Genomic DNA, 16,771 nt, shown 5'->3' with positions numbered 1-16,771 from the left:
CCGTTTTCTTCGTTCGTAGGGTGCGACGGTGACAAGCGCAAGTCCCAAAGGCGGTTCCTACTTTCCGGCCCGGCACGGGCGGCGTATAAGGCAATCATGTTGAACCAGCAGACCACCGCGACAAAGATCGAACCGTTTGACAGGCGAAATGCCTGTCCGGGCCTGTCGCGCATGGTTATGGCGCTCGACGGTGCCATTGCGCGCATCAAACTGCCGCTCGGACGGCTCACCGCCGATCAGGCTTTTGCGCTGGCCGAGATTGCCGAAAAATTCGGTCCCGGCGCTGTGGAACTTTCGATTCGCTCCAATATCCAGCTGCGCGCCATCGCGCCTGAGAACTGGGAACAAGCAGTCACAGCACTTTATCAAGCAGGTTTTGGTGCCGATAACCCCGCTGCGGATGACATTCGCAACGTCATGGTCAGCCCCACATCCGGTATAGACCGCGATCAAGCTTGCGATGTCACGCCGCTAGCGCGGCAATTGCTGGCAGCGCTTGAGAACAACGCCGACCATCATGCGCTGTCGCCAAAATTCTCGTTCCAGATCGATGGCGGCGAAGCTTGCGCCATGATTGCTCATCCGGGTGACATTTGGCTATCCGCAACAGATGACGGTCGTATTTTTGCTTTCGGCTTTGCTTCGTCGCCCGATGGAACCGCATTGGGAAGCGTGGAAATCGATGATGCGCTGCCCTTTATAGAAGCAGCGCTGCGATTATTTCTTGCCCACTCCAAAGGCGCGGCGCGAATGAAGCAACTCTTCGAAACCCTTGCTGTCGAAGAGTTTTTGAAAGAACTGATTGCCAGCCTTCCGTTTCCGGTCGATTCCGCTGCCAATTGGCAACGGCGGCAACCCCGCCCATGCGCCCATCTGGGAGCCCACGTTCAGGTTGACGGACGGCTCTACATCGGCGCCATGCCGCTTCTGGGGCGGCTCGATACGACGCAACTGCGGGCACTCGGTGCCCTTTCACAAAAGGTCAGCGGCGGGGAAATCCGCCTGACGCCTTGGCTGGGCGTGATCCTGCCAAATGTCGATGCAGCACATTGCGACAAAGTTCTCCGGCAATTGCATACGCTCGGCCTTGCGACCGATGCGCAGGCACCGCAATCACGACTGCGCAGTTGTACCGGGTCAAAGGGTTGCGCCTCTGCCCTCTCCGACACACAGACCGACGCGAGAGAACTGGCCTCGCTCCTTGACGTCGATAGCCCGGACGCGGTCCATCTCACTGGCTGCGCCAAGTCCTGCGCCGCGCTTGCGCCGCTTCCGCACACGCTTCTGGCGCGCGCTCCGGGCCGCTACGATGTCTTTTTTGCAGACAAGGCTGGACCATCCCGTTTCGGGCGGCTATTGGCGACTGACGTGACTATTGACGCTGCCGCGCGCCTTCTCAACTCACCAGAGCGGAAACCATGATTGATTACATTCGCGACGGGCAGGCCATCTATGACCGCTCCTTCGCCATCATCCGCGCCGAGGCGGATCTGAGCCGCATCCCTGCCGATCTCGAAAAACTCGCCGTGCGCGTCATCCATGCTTCAGGCATGGTGGATGTAGTGAGCGACATCGCTTTTTCGGAAGGTGCAGGTCTGGCTGGCAAACAGGCGCTTGCCAAAGGCGCACCGATTCTCTGCGATGCACGCATGGTTGCCGAAGGTATCACCCGCTCGCGCCTGCCTGCCGACAACCCGGTCATCTGCACGCTGAACGACCCTTCCGTTCCTGAACTGGCGAAGAAAATCGGCAACACCCGTTCTGCCGCCGCGCTCGATTTGTGGTTGCCGCATCTCGAAGGAAGCATCGTCGCCATCGGCAATGCCCCAACCGCCCTCTTCCGGCTTTTCGAAATGCTGGATGCCGGTGCGCCAAAGCCAGCGCTTATCATCGGCATGCCGGTCGGCTTTGTCGGTGCGGCGGAATCGAAGGACGAACTCGCCGCCAATAGTCGCGGCGTGCCCTATGTCATCGTGCGCGGACGACGCGGCGGCAGTGCCATGACCGCGGCGGCGGTCAATGCTCTGGCTTCGGAGCGCGAATAATGACGACAAAAGGCAAGCTTTTCGGTCTGGGTGTCGGCCCCGGCGATCCTGAACTCATCACACTGAAGGCGCTTCGGCTGCTAAAATCAGCGCCGGTGGTGGCCTATCACGCTGCCAAGGGCAAGAAGGGCAATGCCCTTACCATTGTTGAGGACTATCTCTCGCCGGAACAGGTTCTGGTGCCGCTCATCTATCCGGTGACTACGGAAAAACTGCCCGCGCACATGGATTATGAGCAGATCGTCAGCGATTTTTACGGCGAGATCACCACGACAATCGCCGGATATCTCGATCAGGGACAGGATGTGGCCGTGATCGCGGAAGGCGACCCGTTCTTCTATGGCTCGTTCATGTATATTCATGACCGGTTGGCTGAAAGCTATGAAACCACAGTGGTTCCGGGCGTCTGTTCGGTGCTCGGCGCTTCGGCTGTGCTTGGCGCGCCGCTTGTCTATCGCAACCAGACATTGTCGATCCTTTCCGGCGTCATGGAAGCCGGCGAATTGAAGCGCAGGCTGGCCGATACTGGTGCCGCCGCCATCATGAAACTCGGCAAGAATCTCGACAAGGTTCGCGATGTGCTGACCGATCTTAGCCTGATGGACCGCGCGCTTTATGTCGAGCGCGCCACCATGGCCAATCAGCGCATCGTGCCGCTGTCGGACGTCAGCGGCAGCGATTGCCCCTATTTCTCGATCATCCTTGTTCCCGGCCAGAAATGGAACGGCGCATGAAGCCGGCTATCGTTGTGTTGGCGGAAGCGGCGACCGTAACAGCACGCCGCATTGCCGCCGTGCTCGATCAGGCCGAGGTGCTTGGACTTCAGGATCGCGTCACGGGTGCCGACAGGACATTTGCCCATTTCGGCGACACCATACGCGCCCTCTATGAAGAAGGCCGACCGGTCGTAGCGCTCTGCGCCGCCGGTATTGTCATCCGCGCACTGGCGCCTCTTTTGCAGAACAAGCGCATAGAGCCGCCCGTTCTGGTGATTGCCGAAGACGGCAGCGCCGTAGTGCCGCTTCTTGGCGGGCTGTCCGGCGTCAATGACATGGCGCGAACCATCGCCGCCGCACTTGAAATCGCCCCGGCGATCACTACCTCCGGCGAATTGCGCTTCGGAATCAATCTCCTGCACCCGCCAGCGGAACTGACGCTCGCCAATCCGGATGCGGCGAAAGCCTTCACGTCCGATCTTCTGGCAGGTGCGAAACTGCGCCTCAACGGACGTTCCCGCTGGCTACAGACGTCGAAGCTGCCTTTCGCCGACGATGGCAGGCTCACCGTCAGCATCACGCCAGAAAAGCGCACGCCGCTGCCGGATGAACTCATCTATCATCCGCAGGTCGTGGCCGTCGCCATCGACCAGCCGACCGACGATCTTGCGGAAGCAATGACACGGGCGTTCGACGAAACGGGCCTCGCACGATCATCGCTCGCGCTGCTGCTGGCCCATGAACGTCACTGCGCTGTGCAGCAAATCCATGAAGCGGCAGGCGCACTCGGCGCAGAGCTACGCTTTGTGCCGTCGGCTGACACTGCGCTTTCACTTGCTCATCTTTCAGTCGAGCAGCCGCTGCGGTTGATCGAAGCGGGCGGCCTCGTGCTGGCCGTCGCTCCTGCCCCTGCTGACGTGCTGCGGATTGGGCGCAAACGCGGAAAGCTGGTCGTGGTCGGGCTTGGCCCCGGATCACGGGATCTGATGACGCCCGCCGTGCAGCGCGAACTCGAACAGGCCGAAGATATTCTCGGCTACGAGACTTATGTGCACATGGCCGGGCCGTTTCATGCCGGTCAGACCGTGCATATGACCGATAATCGCGAGGAAATGCAGCGCGCGCGCCATGCCTTCGAACTGGCCGCCTCAGGCCGCACGGTGGCGATGGTTTCGTCTGGCGATCCCGGCGTTTTCGCCATGGCGGCTGCCGTGGTCGAGGCGCTGCACGAAACCGACAACCCTGCATGGCATGGTGTGGAACTGGTCATTCAGCCGGGCATCTCGGCTGCGATGGCAGCAGCGTCCCGCAGCGGTGCACCGCTCGGCCATGATTTCTGCATTCTCTCGCTGTCCGATAATCTGAAACCATGGGACGTGATCGAAAAGCGGCTGGCGCTGGCCGCAGAAGCTGATCTCGCCATGGCTTTTTACAATCCTATTTCCAAAGCCCGCCCGCATCAGCTGGGCCGTGCGCTGGAAATTCTGCGCCAGCATCGCGCACCGCAAACGCCGGTTGTGCTAGGCCGCGATATCGGCAGACCGGCGGAGACAATGCGCGTCACCACGCTTGGGCAATTGACGCCCGACGATGTGGATATGCGCACGGTGGTGATCGTCGGCTCGTCTCATACGCAACGGTTTGACCGCGCAACAGGCGGCGAATGGGTCTATACGCCACGCTGGTACGGCGTAAAGCCGGACAAATGATCAAACAAAAAGGCAGGGAAATCCCTGCCTTTTTCGTAACTTATTTAAGTTTAATGAATCAGTTCTTCTTTGCCTTGGCCTTCTTCGGCGCGACAGCTGCGGCTGCGTCGGCCTTGGCGGCAGCAGCTTCAGCGGCAACCTGATCGGCGCTCTTCGGCGAAGTGTCGATAACCGCGCGCACGCCGCCCTTGGCGGTCAGCTGGCAGACTGCGGTGCGCAGATCGACCTTCAGGTCCACATCCGTACCGCCATTGGCGCCCGGACGGGAATCGACAGCGCTGATCACGCGTTCCGGCAGGAAATACTTGTTGGCGGCGGCAGTGATGCAAGGCTGCGCCAGGGAATAGTCGACCGTCTTAACCGGAGTCGGAATGAAGCTTGGCAGCGAGGAGCTGGCCGCTGGCACCGGGGAATCGGTCTTGCCGGGGGTGATGGCAACCGGCGCGGTCGTCGTACAGGCGGCAGCAAGCGGGGCCAACATGGCGATTGCAAGGAAACGGGCTCCGGTGCGGACTCGTCCGTACATAATGGTCTTCCTCATTAGGTCTGCTGGATAGGTAAAATTTTAATTTCGATAACTATTCGGTTTTAGCCGATTGTCGAGTGGCAGGAACGCCACAGAGCCGGAATTTCGATTCGCATCCACAAAACTGTCGTCACTGTTTTGCGAGAATCCAGTTTACCATCTCCCGCCAGTCGGTCATGCGGATGGGCGTACCGTGATTGCCGGACTCGAACCGCCGGAACTGTACCGGATAGCCCGGCGCGCGTTTGCGAATTTCCCCATAGAAAGCTTCCTGCCGGTCAATAGCGAAAACCGGATCGCGGCTGCCATGTCCGAAGAAGACCGGCACACGCCGCTTGAATGTCGCCGATGTGAAGAAACCGTCGTCCCACAGCGAACCCAACAGAATGAGCCCGGCAAGCTCTCCGCCAGCCTTTTCATTGGACGCGATGCGCCAGCAAAGCGAACCACCCTGCGAACCGCAGGACAGGATCAGCGGTGCGGAAGGCGACGACGCCTTCAAGGCCTCGATCAGCCCCGCAATCTGCGCTTCGCCCGTAGTCGCGAAATCCTTGAAATCCGGCGTGACATAGAGACCGCCATTCAGCGCGGCCAAATTCTTGACGCGGTTGAAATTGCCGCCAAAGGTGAAATCATTCATCCCCTGCAAGCGATTACCGCCGCGACCGTGCAGATAGATTACGATGAAGGATGCCCCCTGCTGCTTGCCAGCGACCATGGCCTTCACAGGCCCCGCCGCGGTCTGAAAGGTGACATCCTTTTGATAGGCGCGCGCTTTCAGCGAGACATAGCTGTCCTTGACGCGCTTTTCCGGCACGCTATCGCGACCATTGATGTCGCGCATCTCGTTGTAATCAATGATTTTATAGTCGCCGCCATCGGCGCTGCTCAACACGCCGGGATAGGCGAAGGCATCATCCTTGAAAGGCGGCAGTGGCCCTTGTGCCCAAGCTACGGACACCGACAACAGCAGCGCTGCCATGCCCCCAAGTCCAGCCTGCGCTGTTGCGTTCAATCGCATTTTCATTCTGCCTCCTCCCCTCCAGTCAGCCGATCACAATTCGAGCGTGTGATAGCGCCGGTTCAGATAGATGAGCGCAGATGCATCGGCATTGGACCGCAGGCCGATCACTTCGCCAAACAGCACATGATGCGTCGAATGATCCTGAATGCTGACAACCCGGCAGTCGAAAGCCGCCAGCGCATCGCTCAGCACCGGCGCGCCGGTGGCAAGCCTGTCCCACGTCGCCAGTTCGAAGCGCTCATCCTGTGTCAACCCGATGCGCCCGGAAAAGGCATCGGCCAGTTGCTGATGTGTTCCAGCCAGCGTGTTGATTGCGAAGACACCGTTTTCGATGAACAGGCGATTGTCTTCATGAACCTTCTGAAGGCAGATCAGAACTGTCGCGGGAGCGTCGGATACCGAACAGGCCGCCGTCAATGTCAGGCCGCGCCGTCCTGCCGGGCCATCGGTCGTCACGATTTGCACCGCGCCTGCATAGTGGCTCATGGCATCGCGGTAAGCCTTGGGCTCCACAGATGCCGCACTGGAGATGATGTTATTTATCGTTTGCACGTCAGAATCGATCCGTTGCCGACCGTAATATTTAGCCGAAATACTGGCATAGATTACGGGCATTGCACAAAGGCGCGGAAACCGCTACCCACTTTTCGATCACATTGCCACGAATTGTATAAAGAAGACCGATAACGTGATTGAGTCTGGGAAGCTTCCCATTGCCACTCTGACAAGCCTTGCCATGCTGTTGCTGGCAGGATCGGGATTGGCGTATGCGGATAACATCCGGATCGGTCTGGCGGCACCTTTGACGGGCACTTTCGCCCCCTTGGGCAACCAGCTTGCGCAGGGCGCGCGTGCGGCTGCCGAAACACGAAGCACAGACTTGGTCATTTTCGATGACCGTTGCGACGCGGAAGGTGGCAAGGAGGCGGCAGAACGCTTCATTGCGCAAAATGTCCGCATCGCATCGGGCTTTCTCTGCGCCGAATCTCTCGAAGCCGCAGCCCCGCTTCTGGCCGAACGCAACATTCCGGTGATCATATCCGGCGTCAGCGAACAAACCCTTGTCGAGCGCCGCGCCGCAACGCCCCTGCCGGTGTTCCGCCTGAGCACGGGACTGGAAAAGGAAACGCAGGCGACGGCGAGTTTTCTCGGCAGTCTGTGGCGCGCCCAGCCCTTCGCGGTGATCGATGATGGCACCATTGAAGGCCGTGAGCGCGCAAGCCGGGTTCTTGCCAGCTTGAAAGAGCAGCAGCTACAGCCGGTTTTCACCGATACCTATCGCCCCGGGTTGGAAAACCAAAACGCGCTGGTTGCCCGCCTTAAGCGCGCTGGCGCCACCCATGTCTACGTCGGCGGCGAACGCGACGACATTGCCGCGATTGGCGCAAGTGCTGCTTCGCTCAATTATCCGCTGGTCATTGCAGGCAGCAGCCTGCTGGACGCCGCACCCGGCGCACAACGCTTGAGCGAAGGCACATTGATGACCGCGCCGCTGAAGCCGCAGGATTTGCCAACCGCGAAACCGGCAATCGACGCGCTTCATCAGGCGGGTCGTTTTGTCGAAGCCTATGCGATCACCGGCTATGCAACGGTGCAGATCGCCGCCGATGCCGTCAGCAAAGCCGATGAGCAAAAGCAGCCAGTGCTCGACACGCTGCGCCATACATCCTTCGAAACGGTGCTTGGCACGATCAAGTTCGACGGCAACGGCATGCGGACAGACAATCCGAACCGCTTGCAGCGCTACGAGGGTTCGCGCTTCATACCAGCCGATAGATAAGTCCGGCGAGGCTTGCGACGATAACGAGGCTAGTCAGCAGGCTCATCGTCGCCCAGAAAAGGTCCAGCGCCGCGTCGATATCGGCCGCGTTGGCTTCGCGCTTGCCCGATGCATTGAGCATCGGCCCTTCCACTTTCTCTTCGCCATATTGACGCGGACCGGCGAGCGCCAGATCAAGCGCACCGGCAAAAGCGGATTCCGGCCAGCCCGCATTGGGCGAACGATGCAGGCGCGCATCGCTGCGCATGACCGAAAACGCTGCCTTTGCTGCTCCCCTGCTCCGGGTCGGTGCAGTTGCAAGCGCGGCCAGAAGGCCAGTCAAGCGCGCCGGAATATAATTGGCAACATCGTCCAGCTTTGCAGCGAAACGCCCGAAGTGTCGATAGCGATCATTGAGATGGCCGATCATCGAATCGGCGGTATTGATCATCTTGTAGGCGAACAGTCCCGGCAGACCGCCAACAAGAAACCAGAATGCCGGAGCAACAATGCCGTCCGAGGCGTTTTCCGCCAGACTTTCAATGGCCGCTCGACTGACACCGCCTTCGCTCAGCTGCTCGGGATTGCGCCCGACGATCATCGAAACCGCCTTGCGCCCGCCGTCGATGCCCGCGTCGCGCAGCCCGCGCGCAACCGCCCCGACATGATCGGCGAGGCTCTTTTGCGCCAGAAGCACCGCCACGATGAGAATTTCCGCCACGGCCCCGGCAGAGCCCGCAAAGGGCAGCAGGCTTTCGATCGCCAGCCCCAGCAGAATACAGGCCGCGACCAGCGCGATGGTCAGCCACATACCGTTCCGGCGCAGGACCGCGTCCGGCAGCGTGCGGTCGTTGAAACGCTTCTCACCCCAGGAAATTGCCTTGCCGAACAGCACCACCGGATGCGGCAGCCTGTGCCACAGCTGCGGCGGATCACCGACGACGCGGTCGAGGATGAGCGCCAGCGACAGGATAATCAGCTTTATTTCCATGGATTTAACCGAGATTCATGAATCACTTTTTCAAGCTGCTTTTCCGAGACATTGAATGAGCGCATGTTCCAGACGCGCAAGATCTGCATCGTCATTGGCAAGGCCGATGCGCAACCAATGCGGAGCATAGGCGAATTTGCGGACGAGAATATGGTTTTCGCACAATGCCCCGTGCAATCCGTGCGCATTGTCGTGCGCGACCAACGAGAACAGCGCGGTGCCGCCGACTTCCCACAATCCGCATCGCGCAAGCACATCGGAAAGTTCCCGACGCCGAATGTCTATCCGCCTGCGAAACGCCTGCAATGTCTCGCCACCCGCGAAAGCGTCGGAAGCGATGACAAGCGCCGGTCCCGGCACGGCCCAAGGACCCAAGCGCCGCGTGATCGTGTCGACGATTCGAGCCTGCGCGACGGCAAACCCCAGACGCACGCCAGCCAGGCCGAAAAACTTGCCGAAGGATTTCAGTACGATCAGAGGCTCGTCGGAGGCCAGCGCCGCGACGCTGACTTCGGGATGCGGATCGGCAAAAGCCTCATCCACCACCAGAAAACCACCTCTCGCGCCCAAAGTCCGGGCCAGAGCGCGCAGCTCATCTGCAGCAATTACCCTTCCGTCGGGATTGTTGGGATTGACGATGACCGCAACCGTCGCACTGTCGGGAATATCGGCAATGCCAGCACATTCCGCGACCTGCCAGCCAGAGGCGGCGAATGAAGCCGCATGTTCCTGATAAGTCGGCGTCAAAACGGCGACCGTCGCAGGTTGCGCCAGAGTCGGAATAATCTGGATCAGCGCTTGCGTGCCGGGTGCGGCAACGATAGGTGCGCCTGCCGGTATGCGATAATAGTTTCGTGCAAGTTCAAGCGTCTGGCGCAGCAGACCTTCATCCGGCAAGCGGTTCCAGACCTCGGCTGAAATGAACGGCAAGGGATAGTGCTCGGGATTGATCCCGGTCGAAAGGTCGAGCCAATCGCCCGATGTGCCGCCAAAACGCGCAATCGCCTTGTCGAGCGCGCCGCCATGTTCAATGCTGGATGTCACGCACGGTCTCCGGAAAAATCGATGACATGCATGAAGGAACCAGCGACCGATCCGACCCGCAGCCCGGCATCGCCCACATCAACCCCCGCTGCATCGCGGACTTTAAACAGCCTGTCCGCCGCGCCTTCGTGCGTGGTGCTGGCATAATGAAATTCGTGGCCTTTCAGCGGCACCTGCCAGGGCGACCCGCTCAATGGCTCCAGAACGCGATAGCCCAGATGCAGCTTGCGTTTGGAAAAACTGGTTTCCAGCGGCAAAAGACCCAGCATTGGATGCTGTTTGCCGCTGGCATCTTCCAGCGTCTCGCCCAGCACCATATAGCCGCCGCACTCGCCATAGATCGTCACGCCGCGCGCTGCCGCAGCCCTGATACCGTTCTGGAAATTCTGCGCGGCGACAAGCCGTTCCGCATGGAGTTCAGGATAGCCGCCCGGCAGATAGACCGCATCGGCGTCTGGCGACGGGGTTTCATCAGCCAGAGGCGAGAAGAAGGAAATTTCCGCCCCGCGCCTGCGCCAGCCCTCGAAAAGATGCGTATAGGCAAAGGCGAAAGCATCATCACACGCAACCGCAATGCGACTGCCGAGCGGCAGAAGACGCGGCACGTTGGCCATCGGATCGAAGCGTTTCGGTGCCGACCAGATGCGCTGCAGAGCAGCAAGATCGACATGCGCCTCAATCCTATCGGCGGCGTGATCGAGAAAGCGTTCGAGATCGGCATGTTCGCCCGCCTGCACAAGCCCCAGATGGCGTTCCGGCAAAGCCAGCGCTGCATCGCGCGGCAATGCACCCAAAACGGGAATGCCGAGCGGCTTCAGGGCATCACGCAACATGGCCTCATGGCGCGCACTGCCGACACGATTAAGCAGAACTCCCGCAACGAAAACATCCTTGCGGAACCGGCTGAAACCGGAAACCAAAGCTGCGATGGAATGGGACTGTTTCGCGCAATCCACCACCAGCACCACCGGCAAATCGAGCAGCCTTGCCAGATCGGCGGAAGAGCCCTGCCCGTCCAGCGCGCCATCGAAGAGACCCATCATGCCCTCGGCGATCAGCACCTTTCCACCTTCGGTCATCCGTGCCGACAGGGCGCTGATCAGTTCCATGCGCATCGCCCATGGATCGAGATTGAAGCATTCCACGCCACTTGCCGCCTTGTGATAGGCGGGATCGATATAATCTGGTCCCGTCTTGACTGGCGCAAGCGCCACATCGGCCCGCTTCAGGGCGCGCAACAAACCAAGCGTTACCGTCGTCTTGCCCGAACCGGACGAGGGCGCGGCGATCATAAAACCCTTCATGCGCTTTCGCCTCCGCGTCTGATATCCAAGGGATCGCTGACGAGCTGGCGGCCTTGTGCGGCGGCGATCCAATCGAGACCACCGCGCAACCGGACCACCTCTCCCACCACCACGATGGCAGGCGGCTTGAGCCCCGCAGCCTCAACATCGCTGGCCGCGCGCGCCAGCGTCGTTTCGAGAACGGTCTGTTCTGGCAGGCTGGCATTGCAGACAAAAGCGACCGGTTCGTCTGGCGAACGTCCGGCAGCGATCAGCCGCGCCGTGATGAGATCGATATGTTTCATCGCCATATACATGACAATAACCGGTGACGATTTTGCGATGCCATTCCAATTAATGCGGTCGGGCAGCAATCCCGTCGCATCGTGTCCGGTCAGGAACGTCACCGACTGGTTGATATCGCGATGCGTGGCGGCAATGCCCGCATAGGCCAGTCCGCCGATCCCCGCCGTGATACCGGGAACGATGCGAAACGGCACGCCATGTTCCACCAGCGTCAGCGCTTCTTCCGCTCCACGACCGAAAACAAAAGGATCGCCGCCCTTGAGGCGCAGGACTTTCTTGCCCTGCCGCGCCAGTTCCACAAGCCGAAGTGAAATATCGCGCTGCTTGGGCGACGGCTTGCCGCCCCGCTTGCCCGCATATTCCAGCACCGCCTGTTCGTTTTTCAGAGACAAACAGGCTTCGTCCACCAGCGCGTCATAGACGATGACATCCGCCTGTTGCAGCGCATTGACGGCATGGAGCGTCAGCAAACCCGGGTCGCCCGGCCCGGCGCCAACCAGCCAGACATGGCCCGGCTCCATCGCTGGCAGGGCAATGCCCCGTTCTGTCGTCGATCCGATTCCGCTCATTCGCTTCAACCATTAATAAATCTGGCGGCACTGCTATCAGATACTTTATAAGGCATCCATGAGTGACGAAACCGCAGACCCCAATAAAAAGCTTGGAAAAAGCGAGCTTAGACGTGGCTGGACCACGGGCGCGTGCGCAACCGCTGCCACCAAGGCGGCGCTGACGGCGCTTATTACCGGCGAATTTCCCGACCCGGTTGGAATCATCCTGCCGAAGGGGGAAGTGCCCTATTTCCAGCTGGCCTATGAAGGACTTGGCGAAGGTTACGCCATGGCGGGTATCGTCAAGGATGCGGGCGACGACCCCGATGTCACCCATGGCGCGACGATCATTTCCACCGTCTTTCCCGCTCCACCCGGAACCGGCGTGGTCTTTCGCGCTGGCGAAGGTGTTGGCACCGTGACGCGGGCCGGACTGCCCATTCCACCGGGCGAAGCCGCGATCAACCCCGTTCCGCGCCGCATGATGACCGAAATCTGCGAGGAAATCTGCGCCGAATACGGCCTCCCTGCCGATCTCGTCATCACCATTTCTGTGCCCGACGGCGAGGAAATCGCCAAGAAGACGTGGAACCCGCGTCTTGGCATTGTCGGCGGCATTTCCATCCTCGGCACCACCGGCGTCGTGCATCCCTTCTCATGCTCTGCCTGGATTCACTCCATTCATCGCGGTATCGATGTGGCGCGGGCGGCAGGCCAAAGGCATGTGCTTGGCGCGACGGGATCGACATCGGAAGATGCCGCGCAGGCGATCTACGATCTGCCGGATTTCGCCATTCTCGATATGGGAGATTTTGCAGGCGGCGTGCTTAAATATCTGCGCGATCACCCGATCGACAGGCTGACGATCGCAGGCGGCTTCGCCAAGCTCACCAAGCTGGCGCAGGGTGCGCTCGACCTGCATTCGGCACGCAGTCAGGTGGACATGAGCTTTCTGGCAGAGATCGCCGAACAGGCTGGCGCACCGGGAAACCTCAAGGACCGGATTCTCTTTGCGAACACCGCCAAGGAAGTGCTTGATATGACAAAGGCAATCGGCATCGATATCGCCACGCCGATTGCCGTCAAGGCGAAGGAAACCGCGCTCGCGACTCTCCGTGGCGCACCTGTCGATGTGGAAATCATCGTGACTGACCGGGCGGGAACAATCCTTGCCCGTGTCTAAACCCAAGGTTCTCATTCTGGGCGGCACAACGGAAGCTGCACAGCTGGCGCAGGAGCTTTCGACCTGGCCGGTTGCAGTCATGACCTCTCTTGCGGGGCGCACCGCCAATCCGGCACCTCTGCCCGGTCCGGTGCGCAGCGGCGGTTTCGGCGGCGCTGACGGTCTTGCCGCCTATATCACGGCTGAGAAAATCGACTACGTCATTGATGCCACGCATCCCTATGCCGCGCGCATTTCTCAAAATGCGGTGACGGCAACCGCATTGACCGGCACGTCCCTGCTCCGGCTTGAGCGCTCGCAATGGGTGCAGCAGAATGGCGACCAGTGGATCACTGTGGCCAATGAAGAAGAAGCTGCAAGACTGATCCCGGCGGGCGAACGCGTGTTCCTCGCGCTCGGGCGTCAGCATATCGCGCCTTTCGCAACCCGTGCCGACGCGCATTTCATCATGCGCATGATCGACCCGACCGACGCGCCCTTACCAAAGACGTGTGAAATTGTTCTGGCCAGACCGGGCACTCACGCGCAGGAAACGCAATTTCTGACGGAAAAGCGCATCGGGCTGATTGTCTGTCGCAATTCCGGTGGCGACACATCTTATGCCAAGATCAGGGCCGCGCGCGATCTCGCTTTGCCCGTCATGATGATCGCCCGCCCTCCGGTCATGGCTGAACATGTCACGGAGACAGTGGAAGAAACAATCCGGCTTATTCGCTTACACTTCGGATTTTGAGCGCGCCGCATGGCTGTGCGCTTCGTGATAGAGCGCCGAATCCCGAAAATTCTTCGGATCGAGCCCGCGCCCGACAAAAATCATCGCGGTCCGCTTCAAATCGGCTGCTTCGATCTTTCCGGCAATATCCGACAGCGTGCCGCGCAGGATGAGTTCATCCGGCCAACCGACGCGATAAGCCACCACAACCGGGCAATCCGCACCATAAAGCGGCGTCAGTTCGCGTTCGATCTTGCCAAGATTGCGGATCGACAGATGAATGACCAAGGTGGCCCCGGAACGACCAAGCGTGGCGAGGTCTTCCCCCTCCGGCATCGCCGAGGATTTCATCGACGTGCGGGTGAGAATGATCGTCTGGTTGACTTCCGGGATCGTCAGTTCTTGTTTCATCGCGGCGGCGGCGGCGACAAAAGCGGGAACGCCCGGTGTCACATCATATGGAATGCCCAGCGCGTCGAGCCTGCGCATCTGTTCGGCGACCGCGCCGTAAATTGACGGATCACCGGAATGAACGCGGGCGACATCCTGCCCCTTCGCGTGGGCTGCCGCCATTTCCGCGATGATTTCATCGAGCGTCATGGATGAGCTGTCGACGAGGCGCGCATCGGCGGGAGCGGAAGCAACCACATCTTTTGGCACCAGCGATCCTGCATAAATACACACAGGGCATTTTTCGATCAGCCGCAGGCCGCGCACAGTGATGAGATCTGCCGCGCCCGGACCGGCGCCAATGAAATGAACGGTCACTTGTCTTACCTGTTTTCTTGTCCCGCCACAGCCAGCGCAGCGGTGGCGTGCAGCAGGCCGGTCTTGTGAACGACGAGCTTTGCCGTCGGCCCCGCCCCGGCAAGCGCGGCAGCTTCCGCCACGCCATGGCATCCGACAGTCCGGAACACTGCTTCGGAAGGATTGACGAGACGCGGCGTTTCTTCTTCCAGACGCCCCGCCTCGAAGAAGCGCAAAGCACAATCGTAATGAGCGGCAAGTTCCGCCCAAACGGAATCACCGGCTTTCGATGCCAGTGTCGCGATCATATCGGGTTTGCGCAGACCACACTGGGATAGGACAGTGCCCGCAAGCGCCATCAGTTCGCCAAGCGTCGCCCCTGAAGAACTGCCCATCCCCAGAACGGCAAGCCGCGCCTCACGCCCCACAGGGCGAGCCCCGTTGCGCCTGCTGCAATTCCTCGCGCTTGATGCCCAGCACATCGGCAACACGCTGGATCAGCACCGTTTCCGATTTATCGATGCGATTATCGGCGCAGGCAATCGTCATCAGATCGCGCAACAACGACAGACGCCGTTCGGGCGCCATTTCGGCCAGCATGTTGGCGGCCTGCTTGGTGGTGGTTTCGTAAGCGAAATCCTTCAGATATTCGGCCACTTCCGGAATATCTTCCGCCGCGATGCCGAAATTCTTGAAGGCGATTTCCTTGAAGGCAGCAATTTCCGCCGGATGCTGGTCGCCATCGGCGAACACAACGTGCAGAAGCAGGAGCAATTCGGAAGCCAGCGCCGGATCATCGGCAACACGCTGCACGGCACTCTTCTTGTTCAAAAATGCGCTAATGCGGTCGAAGATGCTTTCGCTCATAGGCGCCCCTCCGGGTTCGTGGTTAGAAGCACATCATTAATGCTGGCGGATCGGGAAAACAACGTTATGTTGCGACATCAGTTCCCGGACCCTCTCCATGCTAGAATTCTTCGATACACTCACCCTGCTCCTGACGGCTGCCGCGTTCATCGCTGGCATCATCGATTCCATTGCCGGCGGTGGCGGCATGATTACCATTCCCGCCTTGCTGCTTGCGGGCATTCCTCCGGTGGAAGCGCTTGGCACCAACAAGTTGCAGGGTCTGTTCGGCTCGTCTTCGGCGACAATCGCCTATGCCCGCAAGGGTTACGTGAACATTCGCGAGCAATGGCAGGAAGCGCTTGCTTCACTCGTCGGTTCGGTTTTCGGCGCACTGCTCGCAACAGTTCTGCCGGTCGCAATCATGCGCGCCGCGCTGCCGCTGCTGTTGATGGCAATCGCCCTTTATTTCGCGCTGAAACCAAATATCGGCGATATCGACCGTTCCCGCCGCATCGGCCCGTTCCTGTTCGGCATGACCATCGTGCCGCTGATCGGCTTTTATGACGGCGTGTTCGGTCCGGGCACCGGATCGTTTTTCATGCTGGCTTTCGTGGCGCTGGCGGGCTACGGCGTGCTGAAAGCGACAGCCCATACGAAGCTTTTGAACTGCGCCTCCAATGTCGGCGGCTTTGCGACTTTTGCGGCTGTCGGCGTCATCAACTGGAAAATCGGTATCTGCATGGGCATTGCGCAGTTCATCGGCGCGCAGATTGGCGCAAGTCTGGCGATGAAGGTTGGATCGCGCATGATCAAGCCGCTGTTGATCGTGGTCAGCCTCGCTCTGGCTGTGCGCCTTCTGATGGACCCGACCAATCCGCTCCGGCAATGGGTTGGGTTCTAAACCCGTAGCGCCACCAGCACCACGCCACAGCCGATCAGCACGATGCCGAACCAGTTGATAGTCGACATGCGCTCACCGAGAAACACAGCGCCGAACAGCGCAACAAGCACCACCGAAAGCTTGTCGACCGGCGCGACGCGCGCCGCATCGCCAATTTGCAAGGCGCGGAAATAGGCAAGCCAGGACGCGCCAGTCGCCAGACCGGACAGGACGAGAAACAGCCACGACCTGGCAGAAATCTCACCCGGCCTTTGCCATTGGCCGGTGATCGTCAGAAACAGGCACAGCGCGCCGATAATAACAAAGGTGCGGACCAGTGTTGCAAAGTCCGAATTGATGCCCTGAATGCCGACCTTTGCGAAAATCGCGGTCAGCGCGGCGAATACCGCCGACATCAACGCCCAGAACTGCCAGCTTGCTAACAT

General features: G+C 60.1%; 19 protein-coding genes. 8 read left to right on the top strand and 11 right to left on the bottom strand.

Annotated elements, in window-relative coordinates:
• Window positions 1-96: 96 nt before the first annotated feature.
• From cobG to cobJ, 4 genes are read left to right on the top strand one after another with little or no spacing between them, the layout of a single operon-like run.
• Window positions 97-1,422, top strand: a complete 1,326-nt coding sequence (gene cobG, locus QLQ11_RS01805) for a precorrin-3B synthase (protein ID WP_109369271.1) — start codon at window positions 97-99, stop codon at window positions 1,420-1,422.
• On the top strand, window positions 1,419-2,045 hold the full coding sequence (locus QLQ11_RS01800) for a precorrin-8X methylmutase (protein ID WP_109369272.1): 627 nt from the start codon (window positions 1,419-1,421) through the stop codon (window positions 2,043-2,045). Before cobG ends, QLQ11_RS01800 begins: the two co-directional genes overlap by 4 nt.
• A complete protein-coding gene (locus QLQ11_RS01795) occupies window positions 2,045-2,779 on the top strand; it encodes a precorrin-2 C(20)-methyltransferase (protein WP_109369273.1) in 735 nt (244 codons plus the stop codon). Before QLQ11_RS01800 ends, QLQ11_RS01795 begins: the two co-directional genes overlap by 1 nt.
• A complete protein-coding gene (gene cobJ / locus QLQ11_RS01790; RefSeq protein ID WP_181376096.1) occupies window positions 2,776-4,470 on the top strand; it encodes a precorrin-3B C(17)-methyltransferase in 1,695 nt (564 codons plus the stop codon). Before QLQ11_RS01795 ends, cobJ begins: the two co-directional genes overlap by 4 nt.
• Window positions 4,471-4,528: 58 nt before the next feature.
• Here the strand turns inward: cobJ and QLQ11_RS01785 are convergent, their stop codons facing one another.
• From QLQ11_RS01785 to QLQ11_RS01775, 3 genes are all read right to left on the bottom strand, one after another.
• Window positions 4,529-4,996 carry a hypothetical protein gene (locus QLQ11_RS01785; RefSeq protein WP_109369275.1) on the bottom strand — a complete coding sequence of 156 codons (468 nt, stop codon included), beginning with the start codon at window positions 4,994-4,996 and terminating at the stop codon, window positions 4,529-4,531.
• Window positions 4,997-5,126: 130 nt separating this feature from the next.
• The gene (locus QLQ11_RS01780) at window positions 5,127-6,017 is read right to left on the bottom strand and encodes an alpha/beta hydrolase (RefSeq protein ID WP_109370254.1); all 891 of its coding nucleotides are present in this window, start codon (window positions 6,015-6,017) and stop codon (window positions 5,127-5,129) included.
• A 33-nt stretch (window positions 6,018-6,050) separates the two neighbouring features.
• A complete protein-coding gene (locus tag QLQ11_RS01775) occupies window positions 6,051-6,572 on the bottom strand; it encodes a flavin reductase family protein (protein ID WP_109370255.1) in 522 nt (173 codons plus the stop codon).
• A gap of 136 nt (window positions 6,573-6,708) precedes the next feature.
• On the opposite strand from QLQ11_RS01775, the gene QLQ11_RS01770 reads away from it, so the two are divergent.
• Window positions 6,709-7,800 carry a branched-chain amino acid ABC transporter substrate-binding protein gene (locus QLQ11_RS01770; protein WP_371830789.1) on the top strand — a complete coding sequence of 364 codons (1,092 nt, stop codon included), beginning with the start codon at window positions 6,709-6,711 and terminating at the stop codon, window positions 7,798-7,800.
• On the opposite strand, the gene cbiB is transcribed toward QLQ11_RS01770, so the two are convergent.
• The 4 genes from cbiB to cobA are packed head-to-tail and all read right to left on the bottom strand — an operon-like array spanning window position 7,781 to window position 11,972.
• Window positions 7,781-8,770: an adenosylcobinamide-phosphate synthase CbiB gene (gene cbiB / locus QLQ11_RS01765; RefSeq protein WP_109369277.1), complete on the bottom strand. Its 990-nt coding sequence runs from the start codon at window positions 8,768-8,770 to the stop codon at window positions 7,781-7,783. The two genes, QLQ11_RS01770 and cbiB, sit on opposite strands and share 20 nt — an antisense overlap.
• Before the next feature lie 30 nt (window positions 8,771-8,800).
• The gene (gene cobD, locus QLQ11_RS01760) at window positions 8,801-9,814 is read right to left on the bottom strand and encodes a threonine-phosphate decarboxylase CobD (RefSeq protein ID WP_109369278.1); all 1,014 of its coding nucleotides are present in this window, start codon (window positions 9,812-9,814) and stop codon (window positions 8,801-8,803) included.
• Entirely contained in the window at window positions 9,811-11,118 is a 1,308-nt protein-coding gene (locus tag QLQ11_RS01755) for a cobyrinate a,c-diamide synthase (protein WP_109369279.1), read from the bottom strand. Before QLQ11_RS01755 ends, cobD begins: the two co-directional genes overlap by 4 nt.
• Entirely contained in the window at window positions 11,115-11,972 is an 858-nt protein-coding gene (gene cobA / locus QLQ11_RS01750) for a uroporphyrinogen-III C-methyltransferase (protein ID WP_109369280.1), read from the bottom strand. The genes QLQ11_RS01755 and cobA overlap by 4 nt, the downstream gene beginning before the upstream one ends.
• Window positions 11,973-12,030: 58 nt before the next feature.
• On the opposite strand from cobA, the gene QLQ11_RS01745 reads away from it, so the two are divergent.
• Window positions 12,031-13,137 carry a cobalt-precorrin-5B (C(1))-methyltransferase gene (locus tag QLQ11_RS01745; RefSeq protein ID WP_109369281.1) on the top strand — a complete coding sequence of 369 codons (1,107 nt, stop codon included), beginning with the start codon at window positions 12,031-12,033 and terminating at the stop codon, window positions 13,135-13,137.
• Window positions 13,124-13,870, top strand: a complete 747-nt coding sequence (locus tag QLQ11_RS01740) for a cobalt-precorrin-6A reductase (RefSeq protein ID WP_109369282.1) — start codon at window positions 13,124-13,126, stop codon at window positions 13,868-13,870. The genes QLQ11_RS01745 and QLQ11_RS01740 overlap by 14 nt, the downstream gene beginning before the upstream one ends.
• Here QLQ11_RS01740 and cobM read toward each other — a convergent pair.
• Genes cobM through QLQ11_RS01725 form a run of 3 tightly spaced genes read right to left on the bottom strand, consistent with a single transcriptional unit; the run spans window position 13,853 to window position 15,463 of the window.
• Complete coding sequence (gene cobM / locus QLQ11_RS01735; protein WP_109369283.1) at window positions 13,853-14,617, bottom strand: precorrin-4 C(11)-methyltransferase; 765 nt, start codon at window positions 14,615-14,617, stop codon at window positions 13,853-13,855. The two genes, QLQ11_RS01740 and cobM, sit on opposite strands and share 18 nt — an antisense overlap.
• A gap of 5 nt (window positions 14,618-14,622) precedes the next feature.
• Window positions 14,623-14,991: a cobalamin biosynthesis protein gene (locus tag QLQ11_RS01730; protein ID WP_109369284.1), complete on the bottom strand. Its 369-nt coding sequence runs from the start codon at window positions 14,989-14,991 to the stop codon at window positions 14,623-14,625.
• 22 nt (window positions 14,992-15,013) lie between these two features.
• On the bottom strand, window positions 15,014-15,463 hold the full coding sequence (locus tag QLQ11_RS01725; protein ID WP_109369285.1) for a TerB family tellurite resistance protein: 450 nt from the start codon (window positions 15,461-15,463) through the stop codon (window positions 15,014-15,016).
• 97 nt (window positions 15,464-15,560) lie between these two features.
• Here QLQ11_RS01725 and QLQ11_RS01720 point away from each other — a divergent pair, with 97 nt between their 5' ends.
• Window positions 15,561-16,346: a TSUP family transporter gene (locus QLQ11_RS01720; protein WP_109369286.1), complete on the top strand. Its 786-nt coding sequence runs from the start codon at window positions 15,561-15,563 to the stop codon at window positions 16,344-16,346.
• Here the strand turns inward: QLQ11_RS01720 and QLQ11_RS01715 are convergent.
• A complete protein-coding gene (locus QLQ11_RS01715; protein WP_109369287.1) occupies window positions 16,343-16,771 on the bottom strand; it encodes an EamA family transporter in 429 nt (142 codons plus the stop codon). The genes QLQ11_RS01720 and QLQ11_RS01715 overlap by 4 nt on opposite strands.

Source organism: Ochrobactrum sp. SSR (genome assembly GCF_030067775.1).
Classification (GTDB): Bacteria; Pseudomonadota; Alphaproteobacteria; order Rhizobiales; family Rhizobiaceae; genus Brucella; species Brucella teleogrylli.
Note: the sequence above shows the minus strand (reverse complement) of the source record. Positions and strands in the feature narration are given on the sequence as shown.

Coding starts and splice junctions, on each gene's coding strand:
- cobG (WP_109369271.1), top strand. CDS start 97: ATGTTGAACCAGCAGACCACCGCGACAAAGATCGAACCGTTTGACAGG.
- QLQ11_RS01800 (WP_109369272.1), top strand. CDS start 1,419: ATGATTGATTACATTCGCGACGGGCAGGCCATCTATGACCGCTCCTTC.
- QLQ11_RS01795 (WP_109369273.1), top strand. CDS start 2,045: ATGACGACAAAAGGCAAGCTTTTCGGTCTGGGTGTCGGCCCCGGCGAT.
- cobJ (WP_181376096.1), top strand. CDS start 2,776: ATGAAGCCGGCTATCGTTGTGTTGGCGGAAGCGGCGACCGTAACAGCA.
- QLQ11_RS01785 (WP_109369275.1), bottom strand. CDS start 4,996: ATGTACGGACGAGTCCGCACCGGAGCCCGTTTCCTTGCAATCGCCATG.
- QLQ11_RS01780 (WP_109370254.1), bottom strand. CDS start 6,017: ATGCGATTGAACGCAACAGCGCAGGCTGGACTTGGGGGCATGGCAGCG.
- cbiB (WP_109369277.1), bottom strand. CDS start 8,770: ATGGAAATAAAGCTGATTATCCTGTCGCTGGCGCTCATCCTCGACCGC.
- QLQ11_RS01755 (WP_109369279.1), bottom strand. CDS start 11,118: ATGAAGGGTTTTATGATCGCCGCGCCCTCGTCCGGTTCGGGCAAGACG.
- cobA (WP_109369280.1), bottom strand. CDS start 11,972: ATGAGCGGAATCGGATCGACGACAGAACGGGGCATTGCCCTGCCAGCG.
- QLQ11_RS01745 (WP_109369281.1), top strand. CDS start 12,031: ATGAGTGACGAAACCGCAGACCCCAATAAAAAGCTTGGAAAAAGCGAG.
- QLQ11_RS01730 (WP_109369284.1), bottom strand. CDS start 14,991: ATGGGCAGTTCTTCAGGGGCGACGCTTGGCGAACTGATGGCGCTTGCG.
- QLQ11_RS01725 (WP_109369285.1), bottom strand. CDS start 15,463: ATGAGCGAAAGCATCTTCGACCGCATTAGCGCATTTTTGAACAAGAAG.
- QLQ11_RS01720 (WP_109369286.1), top strand. CDS start 15,561: ATGCTAGAATTCTTCGATACACTCACCCTGCTCCTGACGGCTGCCGCG.
- QLQ11_RS01715 (WP_109369287.1), bottom strand. CDS start 16,771: ATGTTAGCAAGCTGGCAGTTCTGGGCGTTGATGTCGGCGGTATTCGCC.